Here is a 25640-nt window from a genome sequence, read left to right as displayed (position 1 = left end):
CACCGCGACTACTGCCTTGACTGTATCATGCGCTTACACGAGCTTTTGCGCAATAAGACTATTGGTACCTGTACCTGTAATTTTCACGTGAATGATGTCACCGACCTGATCGTCATTGTCATCGACGATCGCTGGCAAAAGCCATGGCGAACGACCAACCATCTGATGATCGAAGCGACCCTTCTTTTCCAGAAGCACATCCATTTCGCGACCGACCAGCGAATTCTGAAATGCATATTGCTGCTCGGAAAGCAGCGCCTGAAGGCGTTGCAGACGCTCGTCCTTGACCGCTTCCTCAACATGATCGGGAAGATCGGCACCCGGGGTACCGGGACGCGGTGAATATTTGAACGAATAGGCCTGCGCGTAATGCACCTCACGTACAAGCCGCATCGTATCTTCAAAATCCTGATCGGTTTCACCGGGGAAGCCTACGATGAAATCGCCTGAAAGCGCCATATCCGGACGCACTTCACGGATACGCTCGATAAGCCGGATATATTCATCCGCCTTGTGACGACGGTTCATGGCTTTGAGAATACGGTCCGAACCCGCCTGAACCGGAAGATGCAAATAAGGCATCAACTGTTTGAGATCGCGGTGCGCAGCAATCAGCGCATCATCCATGTCGCGCGGATGGCTGGTCGTATATCGCAGACGCGCCACACCGGGAATGCGGGCAAGGCGGAACAGCAGTTCGCCAAGACCCCATTCACGACCGTCATCGCCCACGCCATGCCATGCATTGACGTTCTGTCCAAGAAGGGTGAGTTCGCGCACGCCACTATCGGCAAGACGCTCAGCCTCGGCCACAATCTGTGCAACACTGCGTGAAACTTCCGAACCGCGCGTGTAAGGCACAACGCAGAAAGTGCAAAACTTGTCGCAACCTTCCTGAACCGTGAGGAACGCCGAAACGCCGCGCTTGCGTGTTTCCTCGCGCTTTGGCGCAGGCAAATGTTCAAACTTGTCTTCGATGGCATATTCGGTTTCGACAATTTTTTCGCCGTTGCGCACGCGCGCAAGCGCGCTGGGCAGGCGGTGATAGGTCTGCGGTCCGATAACAAGATCGACATTGGGCGCACGGCGCAGAATTTCCTGACCTTCAGCCTGCGCAACGCAACCGGCAACACCGATGGTCAATTGCTTGCCATTTGGTCCGCGTGCATCCTTCATCTTGCGCAGGCGACCCAGCGCTGAATAAAGCTTTTCCGATGCCTTTTCGCGAATATGACAGGTATTGAGCAGCACCAGATCGGCATCATCGGGCGTATCAGTCGTGACGTAGCCTTCCTGCGCAAGGCTATCGGCCATGCGCTGGCTGTCATAGACGTTCATCTGGCAACCATAGGTCTTCACAAAGACCTTACGCGTGTTGCTGCCATCCGGGTTTGTCTTGATATCAGTCATATTTTCGCTCATGCGCGGCTATCTAGCGTTTTTATCGCCACTTTGGAAGGCGACAAACTTACGCTCTTATACCAAGGCGCTGAGATGCTGACACATCTCGCCTTGAAAAAATTCAAACGCTACTCGGGCTTGGCCCAATTCCATTGAGTTTCACTCTCTGGAATTGGGTATCAGTCTTCCGCGATCTCACGTCCAAGAAGTGAGCTCTGCAACAGCGCCCTCACCCGGCTTTCCATGGTGCGGGCAAGCGCCTTGCGGTCCGTCTCGGCAGTCACCATTATTGGTTCGCCAAAGCGCACTTCGACGTCGATGGCACCCTCGCGCAGAATACCTTTGAGATGCGGCATTAACTGCACGTCGCCCGGCCATGAAGCTATCGGACGATGATAACGCCCCATCGCCATGCCATGCACGCCTGTATAGGCAATAGACACCGGCTGTACGATCACTTCCGGTACGCCTGCCTCACGGATCGCCGCATGGGCTGCCCCAAAAAGCGCTGTCTTAAACGGCAGTACGCGATTGCCATCCGATGTCGTACCTTCAGGAAACAGAACCATGGCATCACCGTCCGCAATCCGCTTGGCAATATCGGAGGTCTGTTCGCCGGTCTTGCCGCGTCGTTCTCGCTCAACAAAGACTGTGCGCTGCAAAACGGCAAAGAAGCCGAAAACCGGCCAGCTTCTGACTTCCGATTTTGCAATGAACGACACCTGCCCTGCGGCAGACAAAACAATAATATCGCTCCATGAGGTGTGATTGGAGACCAGCAGCAATGGTCTTCCTTCGGGCATATCGCCGACGATTGTGATGCGAAAGCCAAACAGACGCGCCACAATGCGATGGAAGAAATTGGGAAGACGACGCTTCCATGTGTTTTTGAGTTTCAGAAACACATATTGTACCGGAATAAGTGACAGGCTGAGTGCGACCATCGCCGCCACCACAAAGATGATGCGGATCGCACCAATCATTGCGGCCTCACCAGATCACGCCGCAAAATAAACGCGGATGATCGTCCATTTGCTGTTTCATAATATGCCGGTCTTTCGCCGACCTTGTTGAAACCGATGCGACGATACAGAGCGAGAGCGGCCACATTGGCCTCATCGACTTCAAGAAACAGCGTATCGGCACGTTCCTGATAGAGATAGCGCAACACAGCATCCATCAGCGAGCGCCCCACCCCTTGTTTTCGCACCTCGTTGGAAACCGCGATGGTGAGAATTTCAGCCTCACCCGCAACCAGACGCGCCAGCACGAAACCGCAAGCCTTACCTGGTTTGCCTTCCGGCCGCGCCAAAAAACCGAACACCGTATCCTGCGCTATCAGCGAGCGAAAATCATCTGAACTCCAGCCATGGCGGAACGCAAGCGCGTGAATACGCTGGATTTCTCCGCTGTCCTGCGCACCGAGCGTCTCAATCGAAACAGGCCTGCGACCAAAGCGGCCCAGCACAAAGCTCATCATGACGCTATTCTCCGCTTGCCTTACGCGGCAACGCAAAACCGGTTTGCGGCTTCACGTCCGGTCCACGCATATAAAGCGGCTTCGGCGCTTCGCCCGGCTCGCGTAAAGCAGCGAGTTTTGCAAAAGTGCCGATTTGTCCGGTCGGCTCACCCCGCGCGACACTGAAGGTTCCGGCAAGCATTTCGTTCAATGTGGCTGCGGCAGAACCGGCCAGAACTGTTTGGGACGATTGTTGCTGGATAAGCGCCAGCGCTTCGTCGCGAGAAACCACCATGGGATTGCTCCGAGCGTTGCCGTCAGCGCCAAAGGCCTGCTCGTAAATCTCACCCCGATGCGCTTCGAGCAGCACCAGAACGGGTTGCCCCGGATGGCTTATCGCGACTTCGGAAGCAAGCACATCAAATGCACTGACACCAATCGCCGGACGGCCGAGAGCCAGTGCAAAACCGCGCGCTGCCGACACGCCAATGCGCACACCGGTAAAAGAACCGGGGCCGACATTCACCGCCACCCGGCCCAGTTCAGACATGGCGATTCCGGCTTGCGTCATGACCTGTTCGATATAGTCCATCAGGACTTCAGCATGTCCCTTGCCGATATCCTCACTGACTTCAGCAAGAACGGCACCACTGCCAGAATCATAAACTGCGGCAGCACACCAGGAAGAGGCGGTATCGATGGCAAGTATCTTCATAAGCCATCGGGTAAATCAGAAATCGTCCCGCGACAAGCAAAACACATAAAACGGCTAAAATTTACAAGCTGATCAAGGAACCAAATCCCACTTGAAGCGTTTTTATGCTGGATGCGGGGCGGATATCATTTACCGTATCCGGAGACCGGCCTTTCATTGAGATCTGGCGGGGCCGGTTTCAGAAAAACAAATCTGTTTTCCTTCAGCGATGTCCCAAACGCTGATACACAGCCGGATCGTGCAAAGGATATGAGGATAAAATGTCCAAGAAGTCGATGCATGCAACCCGCAACGATCTTCCCTCCAATACCAAGACCACGATGATAGCGCTGCTAAACGAAAATCTGGCAGCGACCATCGACCTTGCCCTCATCACAAAGCAGGCGCACTGGAACCTTAAGGGGCCACAATTTATCGCCGTGCATGAATTGCTGGATACTTTCCGTAAAGACCTTGATGAGCATGTCGATACGATCGCAGAGCGCGCAGTGCAGCTCGGCGGCACCGCCTATGGTACCACGCAGGTTGTTGCCAAGGATTCGAAGCTCAAGGCCTATCCGACGGATATCTATGCCGTTCATGATCACCTCGCCGCACTGATCGAACGTTATGGCGACGTTGCCAATCTCGTGCGCCAGTCGATCAAGGATGCAGATGACGCTGGTGACGACACCACGGCAGACATTTTCACTGCCGCGTCGCGCAGCCTCGACAAATCGCTGTGGTTCCTTGAAGCACATGTTCAGGAAAAGAACTGATCTTGGTACTCTGACCAATCAAAAATGAAAAAGGCCGGGAAATTCCCGGCCTTTTTGTATTTGCAAAGGTCAGTTGGCCCATTCGCCACCGCGCATCACAGGCTCGCGGCTGCCATCGGCATTGACACCATCTACGTCGATCTTGTCGGAACCGATCATCCAGTCGATGTGGATAAGGCTTGAATTGCCTCCCTGCGCTGCGATCTGTTCAGGGTCAAGCTTCGCACCATCAATGAAACATTTCGAATAGCACTGGCCAAGCGCAATGTGGCTCGCAGCATTTTCATCGAACAGCGTGTTGTAGAACAACAGGCCGCTTTGCGAGATTGGCGAGGAATGCGGAACCAGAGCCACCTCCCCCAAACGACGTGCGCCTTCGTCGGTATCCAGCACTTTGTTGAGAACTTCCTCGCCACGGCTCGCCTTGGCTTCGACAATACGCCCGCCTTCAAAACGCACGGAAATATTGTCGATCAGCGTTCCCTGATGCGACAGCGGCTTGGTGCTCGACACATGACCATCGACGCGCAGAGCGTGCGGCGTGGTGAAGACTTCCTCGGTCGGAATATTCGGATTGCACGTAATGCCATTCTTGGCAGTCGACGCACCGCCATGCCATTCGTGGCCATCTGCCAGACCAACCGTCAAATCGGTGCCCGTTCCCTTGAAATGCAGAGCGCTATAGGCCTTGCCGTTGAGCAACCGGGTGCGGGTTCGCAATGCTGCGTTATGTGCCGCCCATGCACCGACCGGATCGTCCACATCAACGCGCGACGCAGCAAAGATTGCATCAGCAAGTTTACGGGTCGCAACGTCTTCGGCCTCATTGGGAAACATCAGCTTCGCCCATTCCGGGTTCGGATAGGAAATGATATTCCAGTTGATGTCGAAACCGGCAATCTTCTCAAGAGCAGGCTGATAGGCTTTGGAGTTGGCACGGTTGGCGCGCGAAACCTTTGAAGCGTCCTGCGAAGACAGCAGCATTGGATTGTCAGCTGCAATCGCAAGGCGTGCTGCACCATTGGCATAGGCCTTGGCCATGCCCTCATAGAGCCAGCTCGCTGCACGGTCGAAGCTCTCGTCACTCGCGTTTTCATAACGCGCCAGCGCAATCGCATCGTCAGAAAAGAACGGCGTTACAAGTCCCGCACCTGCCTTATAGGCATGTTTTGCTATCAGGCGCACAAGCGGCAGAGCAACGACGGGAGCTGTGATGACAAGGTCTTGCCCTTCACGCAATTGCAGCCCGACGCGTACAGCCACTTCAGCCAGACGTTCGAGTTTTACCGGATCGATGACGGGAGCGTTATTGTCATGTGCCATATGGCTGCAAGCCTCGTGTTTGAAAGAATCAGCAGCAGTTTATCAGATGACTTAATTTCACCACGCTTTTTCCTGCCACTGCGATATATTGTTTATGCGGTCGATAGAAAATTTTAAATCACTGAGAGCAACAGCTATGAAGAAAAGCGTGCTTATTATCCTTGGTCTGACGGGCCTTTTGGCCGGTTGTCAAACCATGACACCGGAACAGCGCCGCGCAGCAGATGAACAAACCTGCCGCAGCTATGGTTTCAAGCAAAAATCCGATGCATTTTCCAACTGCCTTTTGCAGCTTGATCTGGATCGTCGTGCAGATCGCCGCGCCTGGCAGAACCGTGCCGATTTCTACGATACGCCGATGGTGATCTATCAGCCGATTTATCGACCAGTGCCAGTTCAAGCCAAGTAATAGTCGAGCCCAGTAACAGGCAGACAGAGCATTAAAAAAGCGCCCTCTAGAGGCGCTTTTTTATTCAAATCACTTTTGAAATCGGGGCTTCATAGAGGCGATTCAGGACGCTCCTGCGACAGAAGCATGGCGCCAATAGCATCCACATGCTTCTTATCAGCGGTATATCCCAGAGATACATTCTGCGCGGCAGGAGCCGTTTCATCAAATGTCGGCTGGTAGCTTGCCACCTGCGTCAGCACCGGCTTTTCAGCTGGCTTAACGGGCAATGCAGCCAAACGATCACCACGCGCCTGCGGTCCCACACCTTCATTCTGCTGAACTTCGGTTGTCTTGGATGCCTCAGCCAATGCAACCTGTACAGTCGGCTGAGCCTGTGGAACCGGCACATCCTGTTGATCGGTTACATTGTAGAATGGACCTTCCGGCATGGACGGCGACTGAGGTGTCGAAGCATATGCCAGATTATACGGGGTCTGCGGTACTGGATTTTCCAGTGCGCCATCGCGGCCACGCTTTTCATAGAAGGAATTGCCGCCAGCAACCAGCACGTAATGCATATTGCGATAAGGGAATTTAAGGCCAGCGGTGTGGAAGAACATTGAATTCTTCAGCGATGGATGGCGCTTGCCCTTGAGAACGGAGTCAGCTGCCGCCTGAACATCCGGCAGAGCCTTGGAATTCATCTTGCGGGATAGAACGCCCGGTGCAAACTGGTTTTTCTGACCGACAACGCCGCAGATCGTATCCGGATAACTGCCCGATGCGAGACGGTTCATAACGACAGTGCCGACAGCCATCAGGCCATCAGGGCTTGAACGGTTTGATTCAAAGAACATCGCACGTTCGAGGCATTCGCGGTCTCTGGCGGTATAGGTGAAAGTCTTGACACCATTGACCGTCTTGACGTGGCTGGCCGCCGCCGTCTTTTCCGTTTTGGTCTTGGCAGTGCCTCCGGTCGTCGTGCAACCTGTCACCACGAATGGAGCAACCAGAAGCCCTAGAATAACGGGCAGTTTCCACTTAGCAGCGCGCGTCAACGGCTCAGTCTCATCGTTAGGACCCTTAACTGATCCAACCTGGCCTCCGCCCCGCAAAAGGCGTTTGAAACCTGGCTGTGGTGCCACTGCATAAAACTATGCAGCAGATCTGAACTAACAGAGCAGCCGTTGTGCATCCAATCGAGACACTCGGCGCTCCAGCCAAATAGAACGAAAATCAAAAAATAAACGTTCTGCTGTCACTCATTGCATTCAAGGTTTTGGAATTTTTAGGCCAAAAAAAGGCGAACGGTCAAATTCCTAAAATGACAAAGCCACCAAAACGGTGGCCAATCGAACCCGAATCCAGAGTTTAATTTCCCCCACAAACCCCTTAAATTTATTAACAAATCCTTAACGTAATTTAGAAAATCTTATAAGTTATTGATTTAACGCGATTCAATTTGCTGAAATACAGGCCACATCGCTGCCTTATTTCGCTGATGTTTCAAGATTTTACGCAGCCACGTTTTTTAACTTTTCAGATGCTGTTTTTGGCGCCGATTTCACGGTTCCTTCAACTTTGTCACGATCGATGTAACATCGCGTGATACTAGTCATTTTGGCACGTTATGGAAGTCCATTTCCGAATCGGAAGGGCTTTGACTGAGTCGCGCCGCTCGCTCCCTTAGAGCCGTTTCGATCTGATTTATCAGACCGCCGCCCTCCCCCTTTTATTTGAAGCATAATCTTATCGATCCCCGTTTCACGCTGGTTGGATTATGCTCTAGAGCGCATCCCGAAAAGTGTGAAACGTTTTTCGGACAAAGATGCGCGTTAAAATAGATAATTAGAGCGCCGATCTGATCCAATCAGATCGAAACGCGCTCTAATGCAAAACGGCCCGTCACATTTTCAGTAACGGGCCGCTTCTTTGACGTTCTACATGTCGGGATTTTATTACCCGAAGGAATAGCCTGCGCCCCGCACCGTGCGAATTGGATCGAGGGCACGACCGACATTGATCGCCTTGCGTAATCGACCAACATGCACATCAACCGTGCGGTCATCGACATAGATATCTGGACCCCAGACACCATCCAGCAACTGGCTGCGAGAGAACACGCGGCCCGGTGACATCATGAAATATTCGAGCAAGCGAAACTCTGTCGGTCCGAGACGGACTTCCTTTTCCTTGCGGTAGACGCGGTGCTGCTGACGGTCGAGAACCAGGTCCCCAACCTTGAGCACGTGCGAGAGAACGCTCGGATTGGCACGGCGCAGCATGGCTTTAACCCGCGCAAGCAGTTCCGGCGTCGAGAAGGGCTTTACGACATAATCGTCAGCACCGACACTCAAACCCCGGACACGTTCGCTTTCTTCGCCACGCGCGGTCAGCATGATGATCGGCAGGCGCTCGGTTTCCGGCCATTGGCGCAGACGACGGCAAAGCTCGATCCCCGATACACCGGGAAGCATCCAGTCCAGAATAAGAAGGTCCGGTACGTTTTCGCGCAGCGTGATTTCGGCTTCATCGCCGCGCAGCATCGCATCAACCTGATAGCCTTCGGCTTCGAGATTGTAGCGCAAGAGCACACTCAGGGCTTCTTCGTCTTCAACCACAGCAATCTTGGGTGCCTGTGACATCCAGTATTTCCTATCCAAAATTTAGAGCGCGTTTCGATCTGATAGAAACAGATTTCGCTCTAACTCATTGTTTAACGCGGATCCTGGCCGAAACCGCTCGGCACTTTTTGGGATGCGCTTTTTTCTTCACCGCGCATCTTATCCAAAAACCGCTTCACACTTTTTGGGATGCGCTTTTTTCTTCACCGCGCATCTTATCCAAAAACCGCTTCACACTTTTTGGGATGCGCTTTTTTCTTCACCGCGCATCTTATCCAAAAAACCGCTTCACACTTTTTGGGATGCGCTTAGGCTCCGCGGAAGATACAAGCCCCCGATCGACCGCGTGCCGTCGCGTTATTCTTACTCATGCATACATTCTGGGCCGTAAATAGCGGCACCAGTGTTCTTAGGATTTACGCGCCTCATCCACGACAATGCCGTGGCTCAGGTCTTCTTTCGGGCGTTCCGCAGGCATTTGCAGGCCGGTCACAATGTAATAGACCGTCTCCGCAATGTTGGTTGCGTGATCGCCGATGCGCTCAATGTTCTTTGCGCAGAACAGAAGATGCGTGCAGGCTGAAATGTTGCGCGGATCTTCCATCATATAGGTGAGCAGCTCGCGGAACAGCGAGGTGTACATCGAGTCAATTTCGTCATCGCGGTCGCGAACGACATTGATCTGCTGCACCGAGCGCGTTGCATAAGCGTCGAGCACATCTTTGAGCTGGGTCAAAGCGAGTTCGGCCAAAGTTTCAAGCCCGCGATAGAGCTTGACCGGCTGGCGTGATTCCGAAACGGCGGCAACACGCTTTGCGATGTTTTTACCAAGATCGCCAACGCGTTCCAGATCGGCGGAGATGCGGATCGAGCCGATAATCTCGCGCAGATCGACAGCCATTGGCTGGCGCTTTGCAATGATCATGACTGCCTTGTCGTCAATCTCACGCTCGCTTGCATCAAGGATGAGATCATCGGAAATAACGCGCTGAGCAAGCGCATTGTCCGCGTTGACAATCGCTGCAACGGACTGCTCGACCATACGTTCCGCATGACCACCCATTTCGGCGATCTTATGGGTCAGGAACTGCAGTTCTTCGTCGTAAGCGGTGACGGTATGCTGAGACGCCATAATAGACCTCAATTAAATTGCGGGGAAGCCGAACAGCTGTCTTCTCAAATCAGCCGTCGCTCCTGCTCATCTTTACCACGCATTATCCTACGCAAAACCGCTTCACACTTTTGCTGGAAATGCTCCAATTATTTTAGCCAAAACGACCCGTGATATAGTCCTGCGTACGCTTCTCGGTCGGTGCAGTGAACATCACATCCGTATCGCCCACTTCCACCAGATTGCCCAAGTGGAACATTGCGGTGCGCTGCGAAACACGAGCTGCCTGCTGCATGGAGTGTGTGACGATTACGATCGTGTAGTTCTGACGCAGCTCGTCGATAAGCTCTTCGACCTTGGCAGTCGCAATCGGATCAAGGGCTGAGCACGGCTCATCCATCAGGATGACTTCCGGGCTGACCGCAATCGCACGTGCGATGCAAAGACGCTGCTGCTGACCACCTGAAAGACCGGTTCCGGCATCGTGCAGACGATCCTTCACTTCTTCAAAAAGGCTGGCCTTCTTGAGGCTGGTGACCACGATTTCTTCGAGATCGGTCTTGTTGCGTGCCAGACCGTGAATGCGTGGACCATAGGCCACGTTCTCAAAAATAGTCTTTGGGAACGGATTGGGTTTCTGGAACACCATGCCAACGCGAGCACGCAGTTCAACAACGTCGATCTTCGGATCGTAGATATCTTCGTTGTCGAGCGTGATCTTGCCAGCGATACGGCAGCCTTCGATCGTATCGTTCATACGATTGAGCGAACGCAGGAATGTAGACTTGCCGCAGCCCGAAGGACCGATCAGCGCCGTCACCATCTTCTCTGGAACGTCCAGATCAACTTCGAACAGAGCCTGTTTCTCGCCATAAAACACGCAGACTTTGTCGCCGCGCATCTTTATGGAGGGGGCGTTGGCGTTCATCTTTTCTCCTACGGCTTTTTCGAGAGATCGTTCGGTCATGAGATTCATCATTTCTCTCCCGTTTACCAGCGGCGCTCAAAGCGGCGGCGCAGAATAATTGCTGCAATATTCATGACTGCCAGGAACAGGAGCAGGACGATAATAGCGCCTGATGTCCGTTCTACAAAGGCACGCTCAGCTTCATTCGCCCACATAAAGATCTGCACAGGCAGAGCCGTTGCAGGGTCCATCGGCGTTGCAGGCATATTGGCAACGAAAGCCACCATGCCGATCAGAAGCAATGGTGCTGTTTCACCAAGCGCCTGAGCAAGACCGATAATCGTTCCGGTCAGAATGCCGGGCGCTGCAAGCGGCAGCACATGGTGAAACACCATCTGCGTTTTAGATGCACCAAGCCCAAGAGCTGCTGCGCGGATCGACGGCGGCACGGCGCGAAGTGCGGAGCGTGTCGCAATGATAATGGTTGGAAGCGTCATCAATGTCAGCACCAGACCACCGACAATTGACGCTGAACGCGGCAGATTGAAGAAGTTGATGAAGACTGCAAGCCCAAGCAGACCGAACACAATCGACGGAACAGCTGCCAGATTGTTGATATTGACTTCGATAATATCCGTGAGGCGGTTCTTTTTGGCATATTCTTCAAGATAGATCGAAGCGGCCACGCCGATAGGCAGTGCGAGAACCAGCACGATCATCATCATGTAGAAGGAACCGACAAGCGCAACACCGAGACCAGAGGTTTCAGGACGACTGGAAGCGCCATTGGTAAACAAGCCCCAGTTGAAAGCCTGGCTCAGGATGCCTTCATTGGTAAGCGTCTTGATCCACTCAAACTGACGGTCTGAAACCTTGCGGTTTGCTTCTGGAACCTCAAAATCGATCTGCCCCTTATAGGCGGAGTCAATATCAGCAGCAGCCAGAACTGGAACTGTCTGTGTGGTGCCAATCAATGATGGATTATCCATCACCATCTGGCGAAGCTGAACACGAACACCATCGGAGAAGAAGCGCCCAACTTCACGCATTTCAGCGCGATCCGTGCTCGGCACACCCAGCTTTTCAGCCAAGGCGTTACGTACCAGAAGCGGATAGTTGGCCGTGATCAACACATTCGGATCGGTTGCAAGCTTATTGCCCGGATCGATAACCTGTGCGTCAAGCTTGACCGGCAGATAAATCGTCGTCTGTCCGAAAGCCGTATAGCCCTTGGAAAACACCGAGAACAAAAGCGCACAGAGAAAGAACACACCAATCGCAATGGCAACCACACCATAGAGACGGAAGCGACGTTCAGCAGCGTAGCGACGCTTGATTCCGATATCGCGGCGCTGGGGCTTTGTTACCGCAGTGCCAGCATTGAGAGTTGAATCGGTCATTATTCGTACTGCTCCCGGTACTTGCGAACGATGTAGAGCGCAAAGATATTCATGATCAGCGTCAGGACGAAGAGGGTGATACCCAGCGCAAAGGCAACAAGCGTCTGCGGGGAATCAAACTCAAGGTCGCCGGTGAGCTGACTGACGATTTTGACAGTGATCGTCGTCATCGCTTCAAAGGGATTGGCAGAAAGGCGCGCTGCAACACCGGCTGCAAGCACCACAATCATGGTTTCACCAATTGCACGCGAAGCCGTCATCAAAAGTGCGCCGACAATGCCCGGAAGTGCTGCTGGCAGAACAACACGCTTGATTGTTTCCGAACGCGTTGCACCAAGACCAAGCGAGCCATCGCGGAGAGAACCGGGAACCGCTGTGATAATGTCATCAGACAGAGACGATACAAACGGGATCAGCATCACGCCCATGACAAGACCAGCAGTCAGAACGCTCTGCGCCATAATGAAGCCCTGACCGCCAGCAATGGCAGCAGAGAGATCTCGCAGGAACGGGCCAACCGTTATCAGTGCGAAGAAGCCGTAAACAATGGTCGGGATACCGGCAAGAAGCTCAAGCACGGGCTTGACCACTGTGCGGACACGCGGCGACGCATATTCTGCCATGTAGATTGCGGAGAACAGGCCAACTGGTACAGCAAACAACATCGCAACGAATGCAATATAAAGCGTACCAGCCAAAAGCGGGATGAGACCAAACTGACCGACTTCACCACCCGAACCTGCAGCTGCGAAGCGTGGGTCCCAGACAGTTCCGAAGAAGAAGTCCATCGGGGCGATCGACTGGAAGAAGCTCACCGTCTGGAACAGAACAGAGAACACGATGCCGATGGTCGTCAGAATAGCGATACCGGAAGCGGCAATCAGGCCCCACAATACGATGCGCTCGACATTGTTACGGGCACGCGTGCGGCGCTTGATGCCGGAAAGTCCAAAAATCAGACCAGCAACCGCGATAACGAGAGCGATTGCGCTGCCAACCGTATGGGAAACCTTACTCGCCTTTTCGAGGAAGAGCGCAACTGGAACCATATAGTCCTGGCCTTCAGTCGCAAGCGCTACGCCTTTTGAGCCGAGAACATCACGGGCTTCCTTATAGGTCTGCGGTAAACTATCGATTTCAGCAGGCGTCAGCTTTTCCAAGCCGCCAGCAAGGCTGCGAATCATGCCAAGCTGCAAGCTGCGCTCTGAAAACGAACCATCTTCGACAGCAGCCGGCATACGAGCAGTTGCCGTATGATCGAGATAAACCGATGTACCAACCGCCCAGACCGCGAGAAACAAAATTGCGGGCAATGCGGAAACGAGGAAAACCCACCAGCCATGATAGAGCGGGCGGGAATGCATTTTCTCTGTGGCTGCGCCTGAACTGACGACAGGCTGAGCCTTGTCAATCGCAACGGCGCGCTGTCGACCTATAAAGAATCCGATCAGTCCGATTGCGACGACACTGACGAGAACCAGAAAGAAGGACATTCAATTTCCCCGGTTGCCCCAAAAAATGTGAAGATAGCTGCTCAAGCACAGTTTGCAGTCAGCCAATTCCACGCGAATGCGCCTGTCTTATCCGACCAGCGCAAAAGAGGAAGAATGTGGGAAGGAGTCCTCCCCACATTCCACAGATCAAAGCTTACTTGACTTCCATCAGCTTGCCTTCGGTGAAGGCAGTGCGCTGTGCTTCACGTTCTGCATCCGGAGCCGGAACCAGACCGTATTCAGCAAGCGGGCCTTCCGGGCCGACCATCTGTTCGGACAGGAAGAAGTCAACATATTCCTTGAGGCCTGGAATGACGCCAAGGTGAGCCTTCTTCACGTAGAAGAACAGTGGACGCGAAACCGGATATTCGCCCGAAGCAACGGTTTCAGCCGATGGCTTGACGCCGCCTACGGTCGCTACCTTCAGCTTGTCAGCATTGTTTTCGAAGAAGTAGAGACCGAAAACGCCAACGCCCTGCTTGTTGGAGTCGATGCGAGCCAGCGTTTCGCTGTAATCGCCATCGATATCGACAGCCTTGCCGTCCTTACGAACAGCGATACAGGCAGCAGCCGAAGCCTTGTCATCGAGACCGGTCTTCTTGATTTCGTCGAGAGCGCCGGATTCCTTGCAGCCGTCAGCAAGAAGCTTTTCTTCGAAAACTTCACGCGTCCCATGCTTTTCGCCAGGGATGTAGGCAGTGATATCCCAATCTGGCAGGTCTGCATTGACCTGGTTCCACTTGGTGTTTGGATTGTCGACCAGCTTGCCGTCTACGACGAGCTTGGCAGCAAGAGCCTTGTAAACGTCAACTGGAGCCAGTTTCCAGTCTGGACCGTTCGCATCGGTTGCAAACACGATGCCGTCATAGCCAAAGCGGACTTCCTGAACTTCCTTAACGCCTGCATCAATGCAGGACTTGAGTTCGGTGCCCTTCATGGCGCGCGATGCATTGGCGATATCGATGGTGTTTTCACCGACGCCCTTGCAGAATTCCTTGATGCCTGCGCCAGAGCCGCCCGATTCAATAACCGGCGTCTTGAAGTTCGGATAGGTTTCGCCAAAGGTTTCTGCAACGATCTTGGCATAAGGCAGAACGGTCGAGGAACCGGAAACCTGAATCTGATCGCGCGCATTCGCAGCGGAAACCGACAATACTGCAGCAATTGCGAGCGCTGCGGTCGAGGAAATCATCTTGTTCATGAGCACCAGCCCCTGTTGTAAAAGACACATGACGTGAAAGCGTCACCAGCCGTCTACGCGCTCTATATAACAGTCATATGACAGTAGTGTTACAGCTTTGTATCAATCGACTTTGCCCGCCGTTTTGCAGGGTTTTCCTTGCTGCTTGAACACTCAAAGTTTCAAAAGCGGAAGTCGCGCGGCCATGGCCTTAATGCCGGCAACGTCTGCATTGGCGAAAGCAAATCGCAAAAATGCATCCTGCTCATCTCCGAAAAAGCTGCCGGGTAGTGTGACAACACCTATGGACTTGGCGAGCATCTCGGCAACCTTGGCAGACGACACGCCTTCATAAGGATGACGCACAAATGCGAAATAAGCGCCCACTGCCTCAATATGCCAACCAGCCACATTACTCATGGAGACACGCAAGGCTCCCGCGCGCCGTTCAATCTCCTTGCGGTTGTCGTCGCGCCAAGTCTTGAGCGGTTCAATCGCCTGGCTGACCGCAATCTGTGGTGCACGTGTTGCGCAGATTTGCAGATTATCCATCACTTTGGCAACATTGGCCACCATCTCGGAACCTGCGACAATTGCCCCAAGCCTGTGGCCCGGAATGCAAAAGGATTTAGAGAAGCTGTAGAGTTGGACCAGATGCGACGGCCAGTCAGCCTCTGCGAACAGTCCATGCGGAGCTCGATCAGCATTGCTTAGAAAATCGCGATAGGTTTCATCGAGCAGCAGCCACGTCCCGTTTTCACGACAAGCAGCATAAATCTCACCAAGCAATTGCGGCGGATAAATTGCACCGGTTGGATTATTGGGCGACACCAAAACAAGCGCGCGCACGCCTTTATGTAAGGCCGCCTTTATATCTTCAATTGCAGGCACAAACCCGTTTTCAGCGCGGCAGGCGACTGTTGCCGAGTGGATGCCCAGCATCTCCAACGATGATTGGTGGTTGAAATAAAAGGGATTAGTCGCAAGAACCGTATCGCCGCTTTGGGCGACGCACATAATCGCTGCAATGAAAGCCTGATTGCAGCCCGATGTTATATGAACGTTGTGAGCCTGGATCTGAGCCTCATAGAGGCCACCAACATGGGCTGCATAGGCCTCTCGCAAAACCGTCTCGCCTTCAATCGGACCATAGCCCGCAGAGGTGACTGATCCTGCGGCCACGCCGAGAAAACGCAGCATATCGGGATGCGGCGGATAACCGGGAACGGCCTGCGAGAGATCAATCAGAGGACCATGCGCACCATCATAATTCCGCGCCCACGCCTGCACTGCAGGAATTGGCGGTGCGGAAAGCTTACCGATAAGCGGATTGATGGAAGGCAAAGGCATTAAGAGCTCCCGTTGCTATGTTATCTTATTCACTGGGGCGCGATAGAACGTAAGCCGCAGAGCCGAGCATAAAGATCGTGACAGAGACGGCAAGCAAAGGCCCCGGGCGCGCACCCCACCAGAACATGCCATAGCCGAATGCCATGCCAAGACAGGCATATAGTTTTGCCTTAGGCGGGATTGCACCGCGCTCGCGCCATTTGACAATAAGCGGACCAAATCGCGGATCAGCGAGCAGGCGCGCCTCAAATTTCGGCGATGAACGCGCGAAAAACCACGCAGCCAAGATGATAAAGATTGTTGTCGGCATTACCGGCAGAATGGCACCAATGATACCAAGCACCAGCATGAGAAAGCCAAGGCATAGATATAGAATACGTTTTCCCGCCGATATGACTGGAAGCGTTGTGTCGGTATCGTCCTTTGGCGTTTTATCCTGCATGATTTTCCGTTCTGAAGATGAGCGCTTATAGCAGGATTTTGGCTTTTGCGTGCATGCGATGCGCGGTCAAAACTGTGTCATCGCGCTACATTTCAACAAAAGTTACAGGCGGCGTTACAAACTTTACCACCTCAAAAACAGCCCATGGTTGTATTCTGCCCGAAAAAGGCCGGATTCCGTCAACTTGGCTGAAGCGGCTGAAAACTGGGCCCACAAATAAAAATTGTACCGAGACGGTACGACTGTGACCATCTGCAAAGCAGCTTTTCTTGCACTTCCCGCCACAAAACATGGTTGAGCAACGGGCAAGCACAGAATCCTAACGAATCGTAAACAGTTTTACAGCAACACTGGCATATCGATTAAAATATTCCTGATATTTTCTTGAGTCATAAAATAAACAACGCTTAGTATAGGATCATTTTCCGCTCAGTTCATTAAATCTATTATCTCATTATACTCTCAATAACATCACGCCATCGCCACATTTAGATTCCAGTTGGCGCAGGTCTTTCTCGTCGTAACTCAAAATTACCGGACAGACTTTGTGAAACGACTCTTGGAATCAGTATGAACTTCAAAATCCGTATGGCTATGCTCGCCGTTGCGACGACTGGTCTTTTCTCGATCACCGCAATGGAAGCTCAAGCTGCACGCTGTGGCGGTGCTTCCTGGTATGCACTCACCTCACGCACCGCATCGGGCGAACGCATGAACCCATCAGGGATGACAGCTGCCCACCGCACCTTGCCGCTTGGCAGCAAGGTCAAGGTCACCAATCAGAGAAACGGCAAGTCGCTCATTGTTCGTATCAATGATCGCGGTCCGTTCATTAAAGGGCGTGTGCTTGATCTTTCCAAGGGTGCAGCGCAGCGCCTTGGTTTTATCAGTGCCGGACACACAAACGTCTGCTTCACACCGCTTTAAAAAGCTTCCTGAACAGAGTCGGCCTGTTCAGACGCCGCTTTCGAGCAGCATCCCTTTGACAGAAATTTCAGCGTAAGCTTATATTATATATACGTAATTTTTAAACCGTCGCCCTTAAAGCGGCGGTTTTTTTCCTCATCATATACAATTTATAGGTGCATATACCGCACAATGCCCGCGTTAACCATTAATTAAGATGTTAGGCGAAGACGCGGCAGCCTCAATTGACTCCGGGCATGTTTCATATTTTAACTTTTCGTTAATAAATGCCCAGTGCGGGCTGTGAAAAGGGCCTTGAGTATGTTTTGCGTAGTTCGCTCGAGCATGAAGTTTATCGCTGCTGCCAGCATCGGCATTGTCGCTCTTATGGCGAGCGTCGGTGCACAGGCTGGAACCGGTGCCTATATGCAGACTGGCAAGCTTACTTCACAGCCAATCGGTCATTACGAGTTCTGCAAGCGCGAAGCCGCTGAATGCAATATCGTCAGCCGCGACACCCGTGCACTCTCGCTCAACAACAGCAATTGGCAGCACATTCAAACCATCAATCTTTCGGTCAATGAACGAATCAAGCCGATGACCGACATGGAAATCTACGGCGTTGAGGAATATTGGGCCTATCCAACCACTGTTGGCGATTGTGAAGATTATGTTCTTCTCAAGCAGCGTGAACTCGCCAAGGCCGGTGTTCCGATGACGGACCTGCTGATCACTGTCGTTCGCAAGCCAGACGGCGAAGGCCACGCAGTATTAACCGTTCGCACGGATCGCGGCGATTTCGTTCTCGACAACCTGACTGACGAAGTTCTGCGCTGGGACGAAACCGACTACACCTACTTGAAGCGTCAGGCCGCAAACAATACCGGCCGCTGGGTCACAATCGAATCCCAGGACAATTTGCTGGTTGGTGCAGTGAAATAACCACCAGCCTTCTTCAAGTCTTTTGAAGCCGGGCCCGTTTGTGTTATCCTTTTCGGGTCTAAAAAGGAGAGCTCGGTGCGGTTAGCCCGATCCCCGCTCAAAAGCGGGTCCTGGCCTTCATTGGTGTTTTAGAGCGTATCTTATCCGAAGCGGTTTCAAACTTTTCGGTATGCGAGCTAATCCGACCAATTCGTCGAGTCCCTTGACCTTCAACTCCGATGCAATGGTGTATTGGAGAATATAGGGTCTTGATTATGAAACAGCAAATCTCCGTCATCACGCTTGGCATCCAGGAACTTGAGCGCTCTCGTCGTTTTTACGTCGAAGGCTTTGGCTGGACGCCAATATTCCAGAACCAAGAAATCATCTTCTATCAGATGAATGGCTTTGTTCTCGGCACCTTCCTGAAAACTTCGCTTGAAGCCGATATGAACTGCTTCGGCCTGATGCAGCCGGGCGCATTCTCGCTGGCGCATAATGTAGGTGACAAAACAGACGTCCAGCCGCTCATGGAAAAGCTGACGCGCGCTGGTGGAAAGATATTGCGACCCGCCGATGCGCCAGTGCATGGCGGCTTGCGCGGCTACATTGCTGATCCCGACGAGCATGCATGGGAAATCGCCTGGAACCCGGCCTGGAGTATTGATGAAAACGGACTCGTGACGTTCGGGCTCTAACAAATGCCGGGGAGAGTAAGCCGCTCCCCGGCAATCACGCAAAATCCTATTCACCTCTCAGCCTGATCTGCGCTATGCTCTGATTCTGGCTTTATCCACGCCTCCCCCCTCCGATCGGGAAAGCATTTTTCATGCGGGAAATCTCACCACCGAACCAACTGGTCGAGCGAATGCATAAGGAGGGATTGCAATCAAAGCTCGCAGGAGGTTTTGATGAAATTGTCGGCCCCGATCTATCATCTGAAACGCCGCGCAAAGCTTATCGCGCGCAATGAGAACATACCGCTTCATTTGGCATTGGATCGCATCGCTGCACACGAAGGCTTTAAAAGCTGGAGTATGCTGACCCACAAACATAACGACGCCGTTTCAGCAGCCGAACTTTATGCGTGCCTGCAACCCGGTGATCTGGTTTTGGTTGGTGCCCGGCCCGGCCATGGCAAGACACTGCTCAGCCTTGAAATCCTCATTGAGGCCATGAAAAAAGGCCATCGCGGCCTGTTCTTCTCTCTGGACTATACGAGAAAAGACATCGGAAAACGATTTGAGATGCTCGGTATCAACGAACGTGACTTTCAAACACAGTTTGTGTTCGACACATCTGAAGCAATCAGCGCAGATTACATCGTCGAGCAATCGCAGAATGCGCCGCGCGATACATGTGTCGTTGTCGACTATCTACAATTGTTGGATCAGAAGCGTGAAAAACCGGAACTGATGGTTCAGATAAGAGCGCTGAAAGCTTTTGCTGAAGAGAAAGGACTAACCATTCTCTGTATCTCGCAGATTGATCGTAGTTTTGATGCAGACGCCAAAGCCTGCCCGGATCTAAGCGACGTGCGTCTTCCAAATCCGCTTGATCTATCGCTGTTCAGCAAAGCCTGTTTTCTGAACAATGGCAGCATGACGCTTCAGACCCTGAACTGCTAGAGCGTGTCGTGTTTAATCGCACCCATGGTGCTCGCTCTAGATTCTTTTAATTGTCGCATGTTCGCGAACGTTAAATGAATCCATTTAACTGCGACATGCTTTAGAGCAGAAAGAGCTTCTGTGACGTGGTCTTCACGCCACAGAAGACAGTCTCTCAGCGCCCATGCGATAAGAAATCGCGCCAGCAAGATGTATGCGGCTGATCTGGTCCACTCCATCGAGATCGGCCAATGTGCGGGCCACTTTCAAAATGCGGTGATAGGCACGCGCAGAAAAGCGCATCTGTTCGCTCGCGTCGCGCAGCAGCTTTACGCCCGCAGCATCCGGCTTGGCGACTTCTTCAATCAGATTTGCCGAACAGTAAGCGTTGGTCATGGATGCATCCAGCCCAAGAGCTGCATAGCGCACGCTTTGTGTCGCCCGTGCCCGCGCGACACGTTTGGCAACGCTTTCGCTTCGTTCAGACTGCGACGGCTGAATGAGATCAAGGGCTGAGACGGCAGGCATATCGACCCTGAGATCGATTCGGTCCAGCAACGGCCCGGAAATGCGTGCCTGATAGTCGCTTTGGCAACGCGGGCCACGTGCGCATGTGTGGCCTGGCTCCCCCGCCATGCCACAACGACAGGGGTTCATCGCTGCAATCAGCTGAAAGCGCGCCGGATAGCTGGTACGATGATTGACGCGTGCAATCATGCATTCGCCAGTCTCCAGCGGTTGCCTGAGAGAATCGAGCACCTGTGGCGAAAACTCCGGAAACTCATCGAGAAACAACACGCCATTATGCGCAAGTGATACTTCACCCGGCCTCGCCCGCAGCCCCCCACCAACCATTGCAGCCATAGACGCCGAATGATGTGGCGCGCGAAAAGGTCTGCGGTCAGACAGTTTTCCACCCGACAGCTCGCCTGCAATGGATGTGATCATTGAAACGTCGAGCAGTTCGCGCGGGCTGAGTTTTGGCAGAATGGATGGGAGCCGCTGTGCAAGCATGGATTTTCCCGATCCAGGCGGCCCGACGAGAAGCAGATTGTGATTTCCGGCGGCAGCAATCTCCAGCGCACGCTTGGCAGTCTCCTGCCCCTTGATATCGGCAAGATCGGGCAGCACTTCGCTTGAAACCCGCATCGAAGGATCAGGCGGCGTCAGCACCTGTGTTCCCCGAAAATGGTTGGCCAACGCAATCAGGCTGCGTGGCGCAAGAATATCGACATTGGCCCCTGCCCATGCGGCTTCTGGCCCACAGTCATACGGACAGATCAGGCCCTTGTCTTCACGATTGGCGCCAATTGCAGCAGGCAATACGCCCGCAACAGCCGTTATGGAGCCATCAAGCGAAAGCTCTCCCAAAACCAGATAGGATTGTATGGCGTCGATCGGAATTGCACCGATAGCTGCCATCAACCCAACGGCAATCGGCAGATCATAATGCGAGCCTTCTTTCGGCAGATCAGCCGGAGCCAGATTGACCGTGACACGCTTGGTCGGCATGGAAAGGCCGGAAGCATGAAGTGCGGCCTGTACACGTTCCCGGCTTTCGGCAACCGCTTTGTCGGGCAGGCCGACAATCGACATGCCCATCTTGCCCGGTGCAACCATGACCTGCACATCGACAGGCACAGCTTCTATGCCCTGAAACGCAACTGTTCCTACTCGCGCGACCATGAGCCCCCGCTCGGTATTTTACACACCTCTAACGTGAGTTTGTGCTTGTATACAACCAAAGGATTTAAGCATTTCTCGTGCGAGAGAGCAAGCTTCGCAGATGCTGGCCTACTGGCTAAATCGGTCGCCAGCATTGAGCTTTCTGACTTGATTGTTATGCATATATGAATGCATACTTCATATAAGAACTGTGGAGGAAAAAATGTCTAACGTTGCGCCAACGGTCGGAGTCTCTTCGACAATGCCGACCGATATGCCGCCAGAACATGCCAGGTTACCGGTATGGAACGCCGAAAACTGGTTCTATGAGGATTGGCCAGTCGGGCAGAAGATCAGATCGTTGCGACGCACAATATCGGAAGGCGACAGCCATCAGTTCAATCTGCTGGTTACCGATATTCACCCTTACGTTCAGGATGAAATGTTCGCGCGCAGCGAAGGAATATTCGGACGAAGGCTGATTGCAGGCGCATTTGTCTTTTCCGCTGGCCTTGGCCTGGTGGCCACCAACTGCGTGAATGCGTTTTCTTATGGCTATGACAAACTGCGTTTCATCAAACCGGTCTTCATAGGAGATACGATTTATGCAGTGCGCACGAATATGGAAAAAACGCCGCGCTACAAGGAACTTGGCCTAATCCGTGCAAGCTATGAGATCTTCAAAGGCGAGGGAGAACTCGTCCTTTATTGCGAACATCTGCAAACGGTAAAATATAAAAACCCGGCTGATTTTATCGGCAAGACGGAAAAATAGCGGAATCGCGTCCGCAACGGACGCGATTCTCTTTCAAACGAAGGCTTAAAGCCCGATTTTTTACTTACGCTTGGCTTCAACCGCGTCCCAGAACAGGGCCGCAATATTGGTGCCGTCGAAGCGTTCGATTTCCCGAATGCCGGTTGGCGAGGTTACATTGATCTCGGTCATATAATCGCCAATCACGTCGATACCAACGAGGATGAAGCCGCGCTCTTTCAGCGACGGGCCGATGCGCGCGCAGATTTCCTGCTCACGTGCAGTCAGCTTGCTCTGTTCTGCACGACCGCCAACATGCATGTTGGAACGCGCATCGGTTTCCGAAGGCACACGATTGATTGCGCCGACCGGCTCACCATCAATCAGAATGATACGCTTGTCACCTGAGCGCACATCTTTGAGATAACGCTGCGCGATGAACGGTTCTTTGAACAGCTGTCCGAACATTTCGAGCAACGAGGTCAGATTGCGATCGCCATCAGCCAGATGGAACACGCCCGCACCGCCATTGCCGTAAAGTGGCTTTAAGATGATATCGCCGAACTCGCGGCGGAACTCTAGAACCTCCTGCGGGTCCTTGGTAATCAGCGTTTCGGGCATCAGATCCGGAAATTCGGTGACGAAAATCTTTTCCGGGCTGTTGCGAACCCATGCCGGGTCGTTCACCACCAGCGTCTTTGGATGGATACGCTCCAGAAGATGCGTAGTGGTTATATAGTTCATGTCGAACGGCGGGTCCTGACGCAGCAGAACCACATCCATTTCTGAAAGATCGCGGCGCACCGGCTCACCCAGCGTGTAGTGATCGCCCTTGATGTCACGCAGTTCCAGTTTTTCAACGCGAGCTGAAACAATACCATCGCGCATCGAAAGCCGGTCTGGTGTGTAATGATACAGCTCATGGCCGCGCTTCTGCGCTTCAAGTGACAGAGCAAAAGTGGTGTCACCCGTAATATTGACCGTGCTGATATGGTCCATCTGGACCGCAACTTTTAGCGACATGATTTCCTCGCGATTCTCAGTTGCCGGAACTTAGCGCATCGGCCCTAAAATCGGAATCAATTTTAGGAAAGCACGATGCGTAGATAAAACGAGTTGAGAGCGCCGATCTGATCAAATCAGATCGAAACGCGCTCTAAAGCGAATTTTGCAGACGACATAGCCGTTTCCGATCATGCAGGTTTCATAGACGCTTCATGAGCACGCGCAGATTTTTGCAACTGGATTGCTGCCTGTCTGTTGATTATGCTGTTAACGCCAGAGCTGGACCAAAGCCGGGAGAGAAAAGTGACCGCAGTCAAAACAACATTCTTTGCTGATCATGTCACCGAACTGGGCGAAGGCCCGGGTTATGATCCGCTTACCGGTCAGTGCTGGTGGTTCGATATTCTCGGTCAAAGGTTGATCGAGAGAGACGACAGCGGTGAAGTTCGCACGCATGATCTTGGCATGAAAGCCAGTGCGCTTGCGGTTATTGATCGTGAGCGGCAGTTGATTGTCAGCGAGCACGGACTTTTTGTGCGCGAGCGTGCCAATGGGCGTCTCACACTGCATCATCCGCTCGAAGCCGATAATGCCATCACGCGCTCCAACGATGCACGTGTGCACCCGTCCGGCTCCTTCTGGATCGGCACCATGGGCAAGAAGGCCGAGAAGGGTGCCGGCTCGATCTGGTGGTATCGTGAAGGCCATGTGAAAAAACTGTTCTCTGGTATCACGATCACCAACTCAATCTGCTTTTCGCCGGATGGCAAGATCACTTATTTTGCCGATACCGACCGCAATATCATATGGCGGGTCGATACCGACCCCGAAACCGGCCTGCCGGTCTCTGAAAAAAGCGTTTTCCATCATCGTGTCGAAGATGGTGGCGTTGATGGCTCGGTGGTCGATGCGGAAGGCACCTTGTGGAATGCATGCTGGGGCGGCAGCGCCCTTAACGCTTATTCGTCGCAGGGGCGGCTCTTACGTTCGATCAAGCTACCCGTTACCCAGCCAACCTGCCCGGCTTTCATCGGTGCAGACGCCTCTGTCTTGATTGTCACCAGCGCGCACGAAGGCATGAATGAAAATGCCCGCAATGCAGATCCGCATGCGGGCAAGGTCATATTGCTTGATCTGTCTGTCGCCGGTCGTCACGACCCGCCAGTAAGATTATAATCAGGCGACGCCTTCAACGATGACGATTTCGCCGTCCGCTACGGTTTGGCGGATGGCTTTTGCGGCCTGATATTCGGACGAATTGTAGCAGTCGAGCGCGTGCTGCATAGACTCAAATTCGATGATGACATTGCGGGCACGCCCCGGCCCTTCAACGGCCTCAGCCTTGCCACCACGTGCAATAAACTTTGCACCATAGCGCTCAAAAGCAGGTTTGGCCGTAGAAACGTAATCTTTGTAACGCTCCGTATCGCGAGCATCCACACGGGCGATCCAATAGGCTTTGGTCATATCATCCTCCTCTTTCAGCCAACCGAGCGCATTTCTTCCAGAATGGCAAGGGCTGAAGCCTTGCGATCAGCGGCGCCGACAATTGGCCGCGCAACGACAAGGTGGCTTGCGCCAGCTTTGAGAGCATCTGCGGGCGTCATCACGCGCTTCTGGTCGCCCTTCTCGCTGCCTGCCGGACGAATACCGGGTGTGACGACAGCCATATCGGGACCGATTGCCTGACGGATGGCATAAGCTTCAGCGGCAGAAGCCACAATGCCGCCCATGCCCGCCTCACGCGCCTGCTGTGCGCGCTTGAGCACCAGTGCTTCCGGCGTATCGGAATAACCTGCTTCCTTCAGATCAGCATCATCCATAGAGGTCAGCACCGTCACGCCAAGCAGGCAGAGATCTGAGCCTCTCGCTGCTTGAACAGCCGAGCGCATGGCTTTGGGATAAGCGTGCAGGGTGAGCATGGAAACGCCCATCTTCGCGACATTCTCCACGCCCTTGGCGATGGTGTTATCGATGTCGAGGAGCTTTATGTCGAGGAAAACTTTTTTCTTGGCCGCAATCAGGCTCTTTGCAAAATCGAGACCACCTGCAAACACCAGCTGATAACCGATTTTGTAGAACGTGACAGCATCGCCCAGTTCTTCGACCACTTTTTCCGCTTCAGCAACGGTTGGCACGTCGAGGCCCACGATCAGCCGATCACGCAAATCTGTCGTCGTCATGCTATTCTCCGATATGATTTTTAGTTTATTCGCACAACAGGGCGC

General features: G+C 53.1%; 26 protein-coding genes. 8 read left to right on the top strand and 18 right to left on the bottom strand.

The features are described from left to right. Positions 1-33 precede the first annotated feature (33 nt). The 4 genes from miaB to tsaB all read right to left on the bottom strand — a co-directional run bounded on the left by miaB (position 34) and on the right by tsaB (position 3575). Positions 34-1422: a tRNA (N6-isopentenyl adenosine(37)-C2)-methylthiotransferase MiaB gene (miaB, locus tag OIV19_RS01320; protein ID WP_095447786.1), complete on the bottom strand. Its 1389-nt coding sequence runs from the start codon at positions 1420-1422 to the stop codon at positions 34-36. A gap of 158 nt (positions 1423-1580) precedes the next feature. Beyond that, positions 1581-2384 (bottom strand): lyso-ornithine lipid O-acyltransferase, encoded by an 804-nt coding sequence (olsA, locus tag OIV19_RS01315; protein WP_095447785.1) that lies wholly within the window; start codon positions 2382-2384, stop codon positions 1581-1583. Further along, a complete protein-coding gene (gene rimI / locus OIV19_RS01310; protein ID WP_095447784.1) occupies positions 2381-2881 on the bottom strand; it encodes a ribosomal protein S18-alanine N-acetyltransferase in 501 nt (166 codons plus the stop codon). The genes olsA and rimI overlap by 4 nt, the downstream gene beginning before the upstream one ends. A 4-nt stretch (positions 2882-2885) precedes the next feature. Continuing rightward, positions 2886-3575 carry a tRNA (adenosine(37)-N6)-threonylcarbamoyltransferase complex dimerization subunit type 1 TsaB gene (gene tsaB, locus OIV19_RS01305; RefSeq protein WP_264230467.1) on the bottom strand — a complete coding sequence of 230 codons (690 nt, stop codon included), beginning with the start codon at positions 3573-3575 and terminating at the stop codon, positions 2886-2888. A gap of 260 nt (positions 3576-3835) precedes the next feature. Between tsaB and dps the strand changes: the two genes are divergently transcribed. Then, positions 3836-4333, top strand: coding sequence for a DNA starvation/stationary phase protection protein Dps (dps, locus tag OIV19_RS01300; protein WP_095447782.1), 498 nt, complete (start codon positions 3836-3838; stop codon positions 4331-4333). 69 nt (positions 4334-4402) lie between these two features. On the opposite strand, the gene OIV19_RS01295 is transcribed toward dps, so the two are convergent. Further along, positions 4403-5656 carry an aminopeptidase gene (locus OIV19_RS01295; protein WP_264230466.1) on the bottom strand — a complete coding sequence of 418 codons (1254 nt, stop codon included), beginning with the start codon at positions 5654-5656 and terminating at the stop codon, positions 4403-4405. Between the two features lie 136 nt (positions 5657-5792). Here OIV19_RS01295 and OIV19_RS01290 point away from each other — a divergent pair, with 136 nt between their 5' ends. After that, positions 5793-6065, top strand: a complete 273-nt coding sequence (locus OIV19_RS01290) for a hypothetical protein (protein ID WP_095447780.1) — start codon at positions 5793-5795, stop codon at positions 6063-6065. Positions 6066-6154: 89 nt separating this feature from the next. On the opposite strand, the gene OIV19_RS01285 is transcribed toward OIV19_RS01290, so the two are convergent. The 9 genes from OIV19_RS01285 to OIV19_RS01245 form a co-directional block, all read right to left on the bottom strand. After that, positions 6155-7105, bottom strand: a complete 951-nt coding sequence (locus OIV19_RS01285) for a cell wall hydrolase (RefSeq protein WP_095448015.1) — start codon at positions 7103-7105, stop codon at positions 6155-6157. A 900-nt stretch (positions 7106-8005) separates the two neighbouring features. Then, positions 8006-8692, bottom strand: coding sequence for a phosphate regulon transcriptional regulator PhoB (phoB, locus tag OIV19_RS01280; protein ID WP_024898358.1), 687 nt, complete (start codon positions 8690-8692; stop codon positions 8006-8008). A gap of 388 nt (positions 8693-9080) precedes the next feature. Continuing rightward, a complete protein-coding gene (gene phoU / locus OIV19_RS01275) occupies positions 9081-9803 on the bottom strand; it encodes a phosphate signaling complex protein PhoU (RefSeq protein WP_024898359.1) in 723 nt (240 codons plus the stop codon). A 133-nt stretch (positions 9804-9936) separates the two neighbouring features. Next, the gene (gene pstB, locus OIV19_RS01270) at positions 9937-10710 is read right to left on the bottom strand and encodes a phosphate ABC transporter ATP-binding protein PstB (RefSeq protein ID WP_235901785.1); all 774 of its coding nucleotides are present in this window, start codon (positions 10708-10710) and stop codon (positions 9937-9939) included. A 62-nt stretch (positions 10711-10772) separates the two neighbouring features. Next, a complete protein-coding gene (gene pstA / locus OIV19_RS01265; RefSeq protein ID WP_264230465.1) occupies positions 10773-12089 on the bottom strand; it encodes a phosphate ABC transporter permease PstA in 1317 nt (438 codons plus the stop codon). Beyond that, positions 12089-13582, bottom strand: a complete 1494-nt coding sequence (pstC, locus tag OIV19_RS01260; protein WP_095447777.1) for a phosphate ABC transporter permease subunit PstC — start codon at positions 13580-13582, stop codon at positions 12089-12091. The genes pstA and pstC overlap by 1 nt, the downstream gene beginning before the upstream one ends. A 154-nt stretch (positions 13583-13736) precedes the next feature. Further along, positions 13737-14783 carry a PstS family phosphate ABC transporter substrate-binding protein gene (locus OIV19_RS01255; RefSeq protein WP_264230464.1) on the bottom strand — a complete coding sequence of 349 codons (1047 nt, stop codon included), beginning with the start codon at positions 14781-14783 and terminating at the stop codon, positions 13737-13739. A gap of 153 nt (positions 14784-14936) precedes the next feature. Next, complete coding sequence (locus OIV19_RS01250; protein WP_264230650.1) at positions 14937-16106, bottom strand: aminotransferase; 1170 nt, start codon at positions 16104-16106, stop codon at positions 14937-14939. Positions 16107-16137: 31 nt separating this feature from the next. Beyond that, complete coding sequence (locus OIV19_RS01245) at positions 16138-16554, bottom strand: YbaN family protein (RefSeq protein WP_264230463.1); 417 nt, start codon at positions 16552-16554, stop codon at positions 16138-16140. Positions 16555-17124: 570 nt separating this feature from the next. Here OIV19_RS01245 and OIV19_RS01240 point away from each other — a divergent pair. The 4 genes from OIV19_RS01240 (at position 17125) to OIV19_RS01225 (ending at position 20009) form a co-directional block, all read left to right on the top strand. Continuing rightward, complete coding sequence (locus tag OIV19_RS01240) at positions 17125-17481, top strand: septal ring lytic transglycosylase RlpA family protein (protein ID WP_095447773.1); 357 nt, start codon at positions 17125-17127, stop codon at positions 17479-17481. A 300-nt stretch (positions 17482-17781) separates the two neighbouring features. Beyond that, a complete protein-coding gene (locus tag OIV19_RS01235; RefSeq protein ID WP_095447772.1) occupies positions 17782-18402 on the top strand; it encodes a transglutaminase-like cysteine peptidase in 621 nt (206 codons plus the stop codon). A gap of 254 nt (positions 18403-18656) precedes the next feature. Further along, the gene (locus tag OIV19_RS01230) at positions 18657-19079 is read left to right on the top strand and encodes a VOC family protein (protein WP_095447771.1); all 423 of its coding nucleotides are present in this window, start codon (positions 18657-18659) and stop codon (positions 19077-19079) included. Positions 19080-19292: 213 nt separating this feature from the next. Continuing rightward, positions 19293-20009 (top strand): DNA helicase, encoded by a 717-nt coding sequence (locus tag OIV19_RS01225; RefSeq protein WP_264230462.1) that lies wholly within the window; start codon positions 19293-19295, stop codon positions 20007-20009. 132 nt (positions 20010-20141) lie between these two features. Here OIV19_RS01225 and OIV19_RS01220 read toward each other — a convergent pair whose 3' ends face one another. Continuing rightward, entirely contained in the window at positions 20142-21674 is a 1533-nt protein-coding gene (locus tag OIV19_RS01220; protein WP_264230461.1) for a YifB family Mg chelatase-like AAA ATPase, read from the bottom strand. A gap of 202 nt (positions 21675-21876) precedes the next feature. Between OIV19_RS01220 and OIV19_RS01215 the strand changes: the two genes are divergently transcribed. Then, positions 21877-22428, top strand: coding sequence for a MaoC family dehydratase (locus OIV19_RS01215; protein ID WP_151092494.1), 552 nt, complete (start codon positions 21877-21879; stop codon positions 22426-22428). Positions 22429-22488: 60 nt separating this feature from the next. Here OIV19_RS01215 and gshB read toward each other — a convergent pair whose 3' ends face one another. Next, on the bottom strand, positions 22489-23430 hold the full coding sequence (gshB, locus tag OIV19_RS01210; protein WP_095447768.1) for a glutathione synthase: 942 nt from the start codon (positions 23428-23430) through the stop codon (positions 22489-22491). A 285-nt stretch (positions 23431-23715) separates the two neighbouring features. Here gshB and OIV19_RS01205 point away from each other — a divergent pair, with 285 nt between their 5' ends. Next, positions 23716-24588, top strand: coding sequence for an SMP-30/gluconolactonase/LRE family protein (locus tag OIV19_RS01205; RefSeq protein ID WP_264230460.1), 873 nt, complete (start codon positions 23716-23718; stop codon positions 24586-24588). Here the strand turns inward: OIV19_RS01205 and OIV19_RS01200 are convergent, their stop codons facing one another. Continuing rightward, positions 24589-24879: a DUF1330 domain-containing protein gene (locus OIV19_RS01200; protein WP_095447766.1), complete on the bottom strand. Its 291-nt coding sequence runs from the start codon at positions 24877-24879 to the stop codon at positions 24589-24591. A 14-nt stretch (positions 24880-24893) separates the two neighbouring features. Then, positions 24894-25595, bottom strand: coding sequence for an orotidine-5'-phosphate decarboxylase (pyrF, locus tag OIV19_RS01195; protein ID WP_264230459.1), 702 nt, complete (start codon positions 25593-25595; stop codon positions 24894-24896). Positions 25596-25640 lie beyond the last annotated feature (45 nt).

Source organism: Brucella sp. HL-2 (assembly GCF_025846885.2).
GTDB lineage: Bacteria > Pseudomonadota > Alphaproteobacteria > Rhizobiales > Rhizobiaceae > Brucella > Brucella quorumnocens.
The sequence above is the reverse complement of the archived record's forward strand: the minus strand, read 5'-3'. Positions and strand labels throughout refer to the sequence as shown.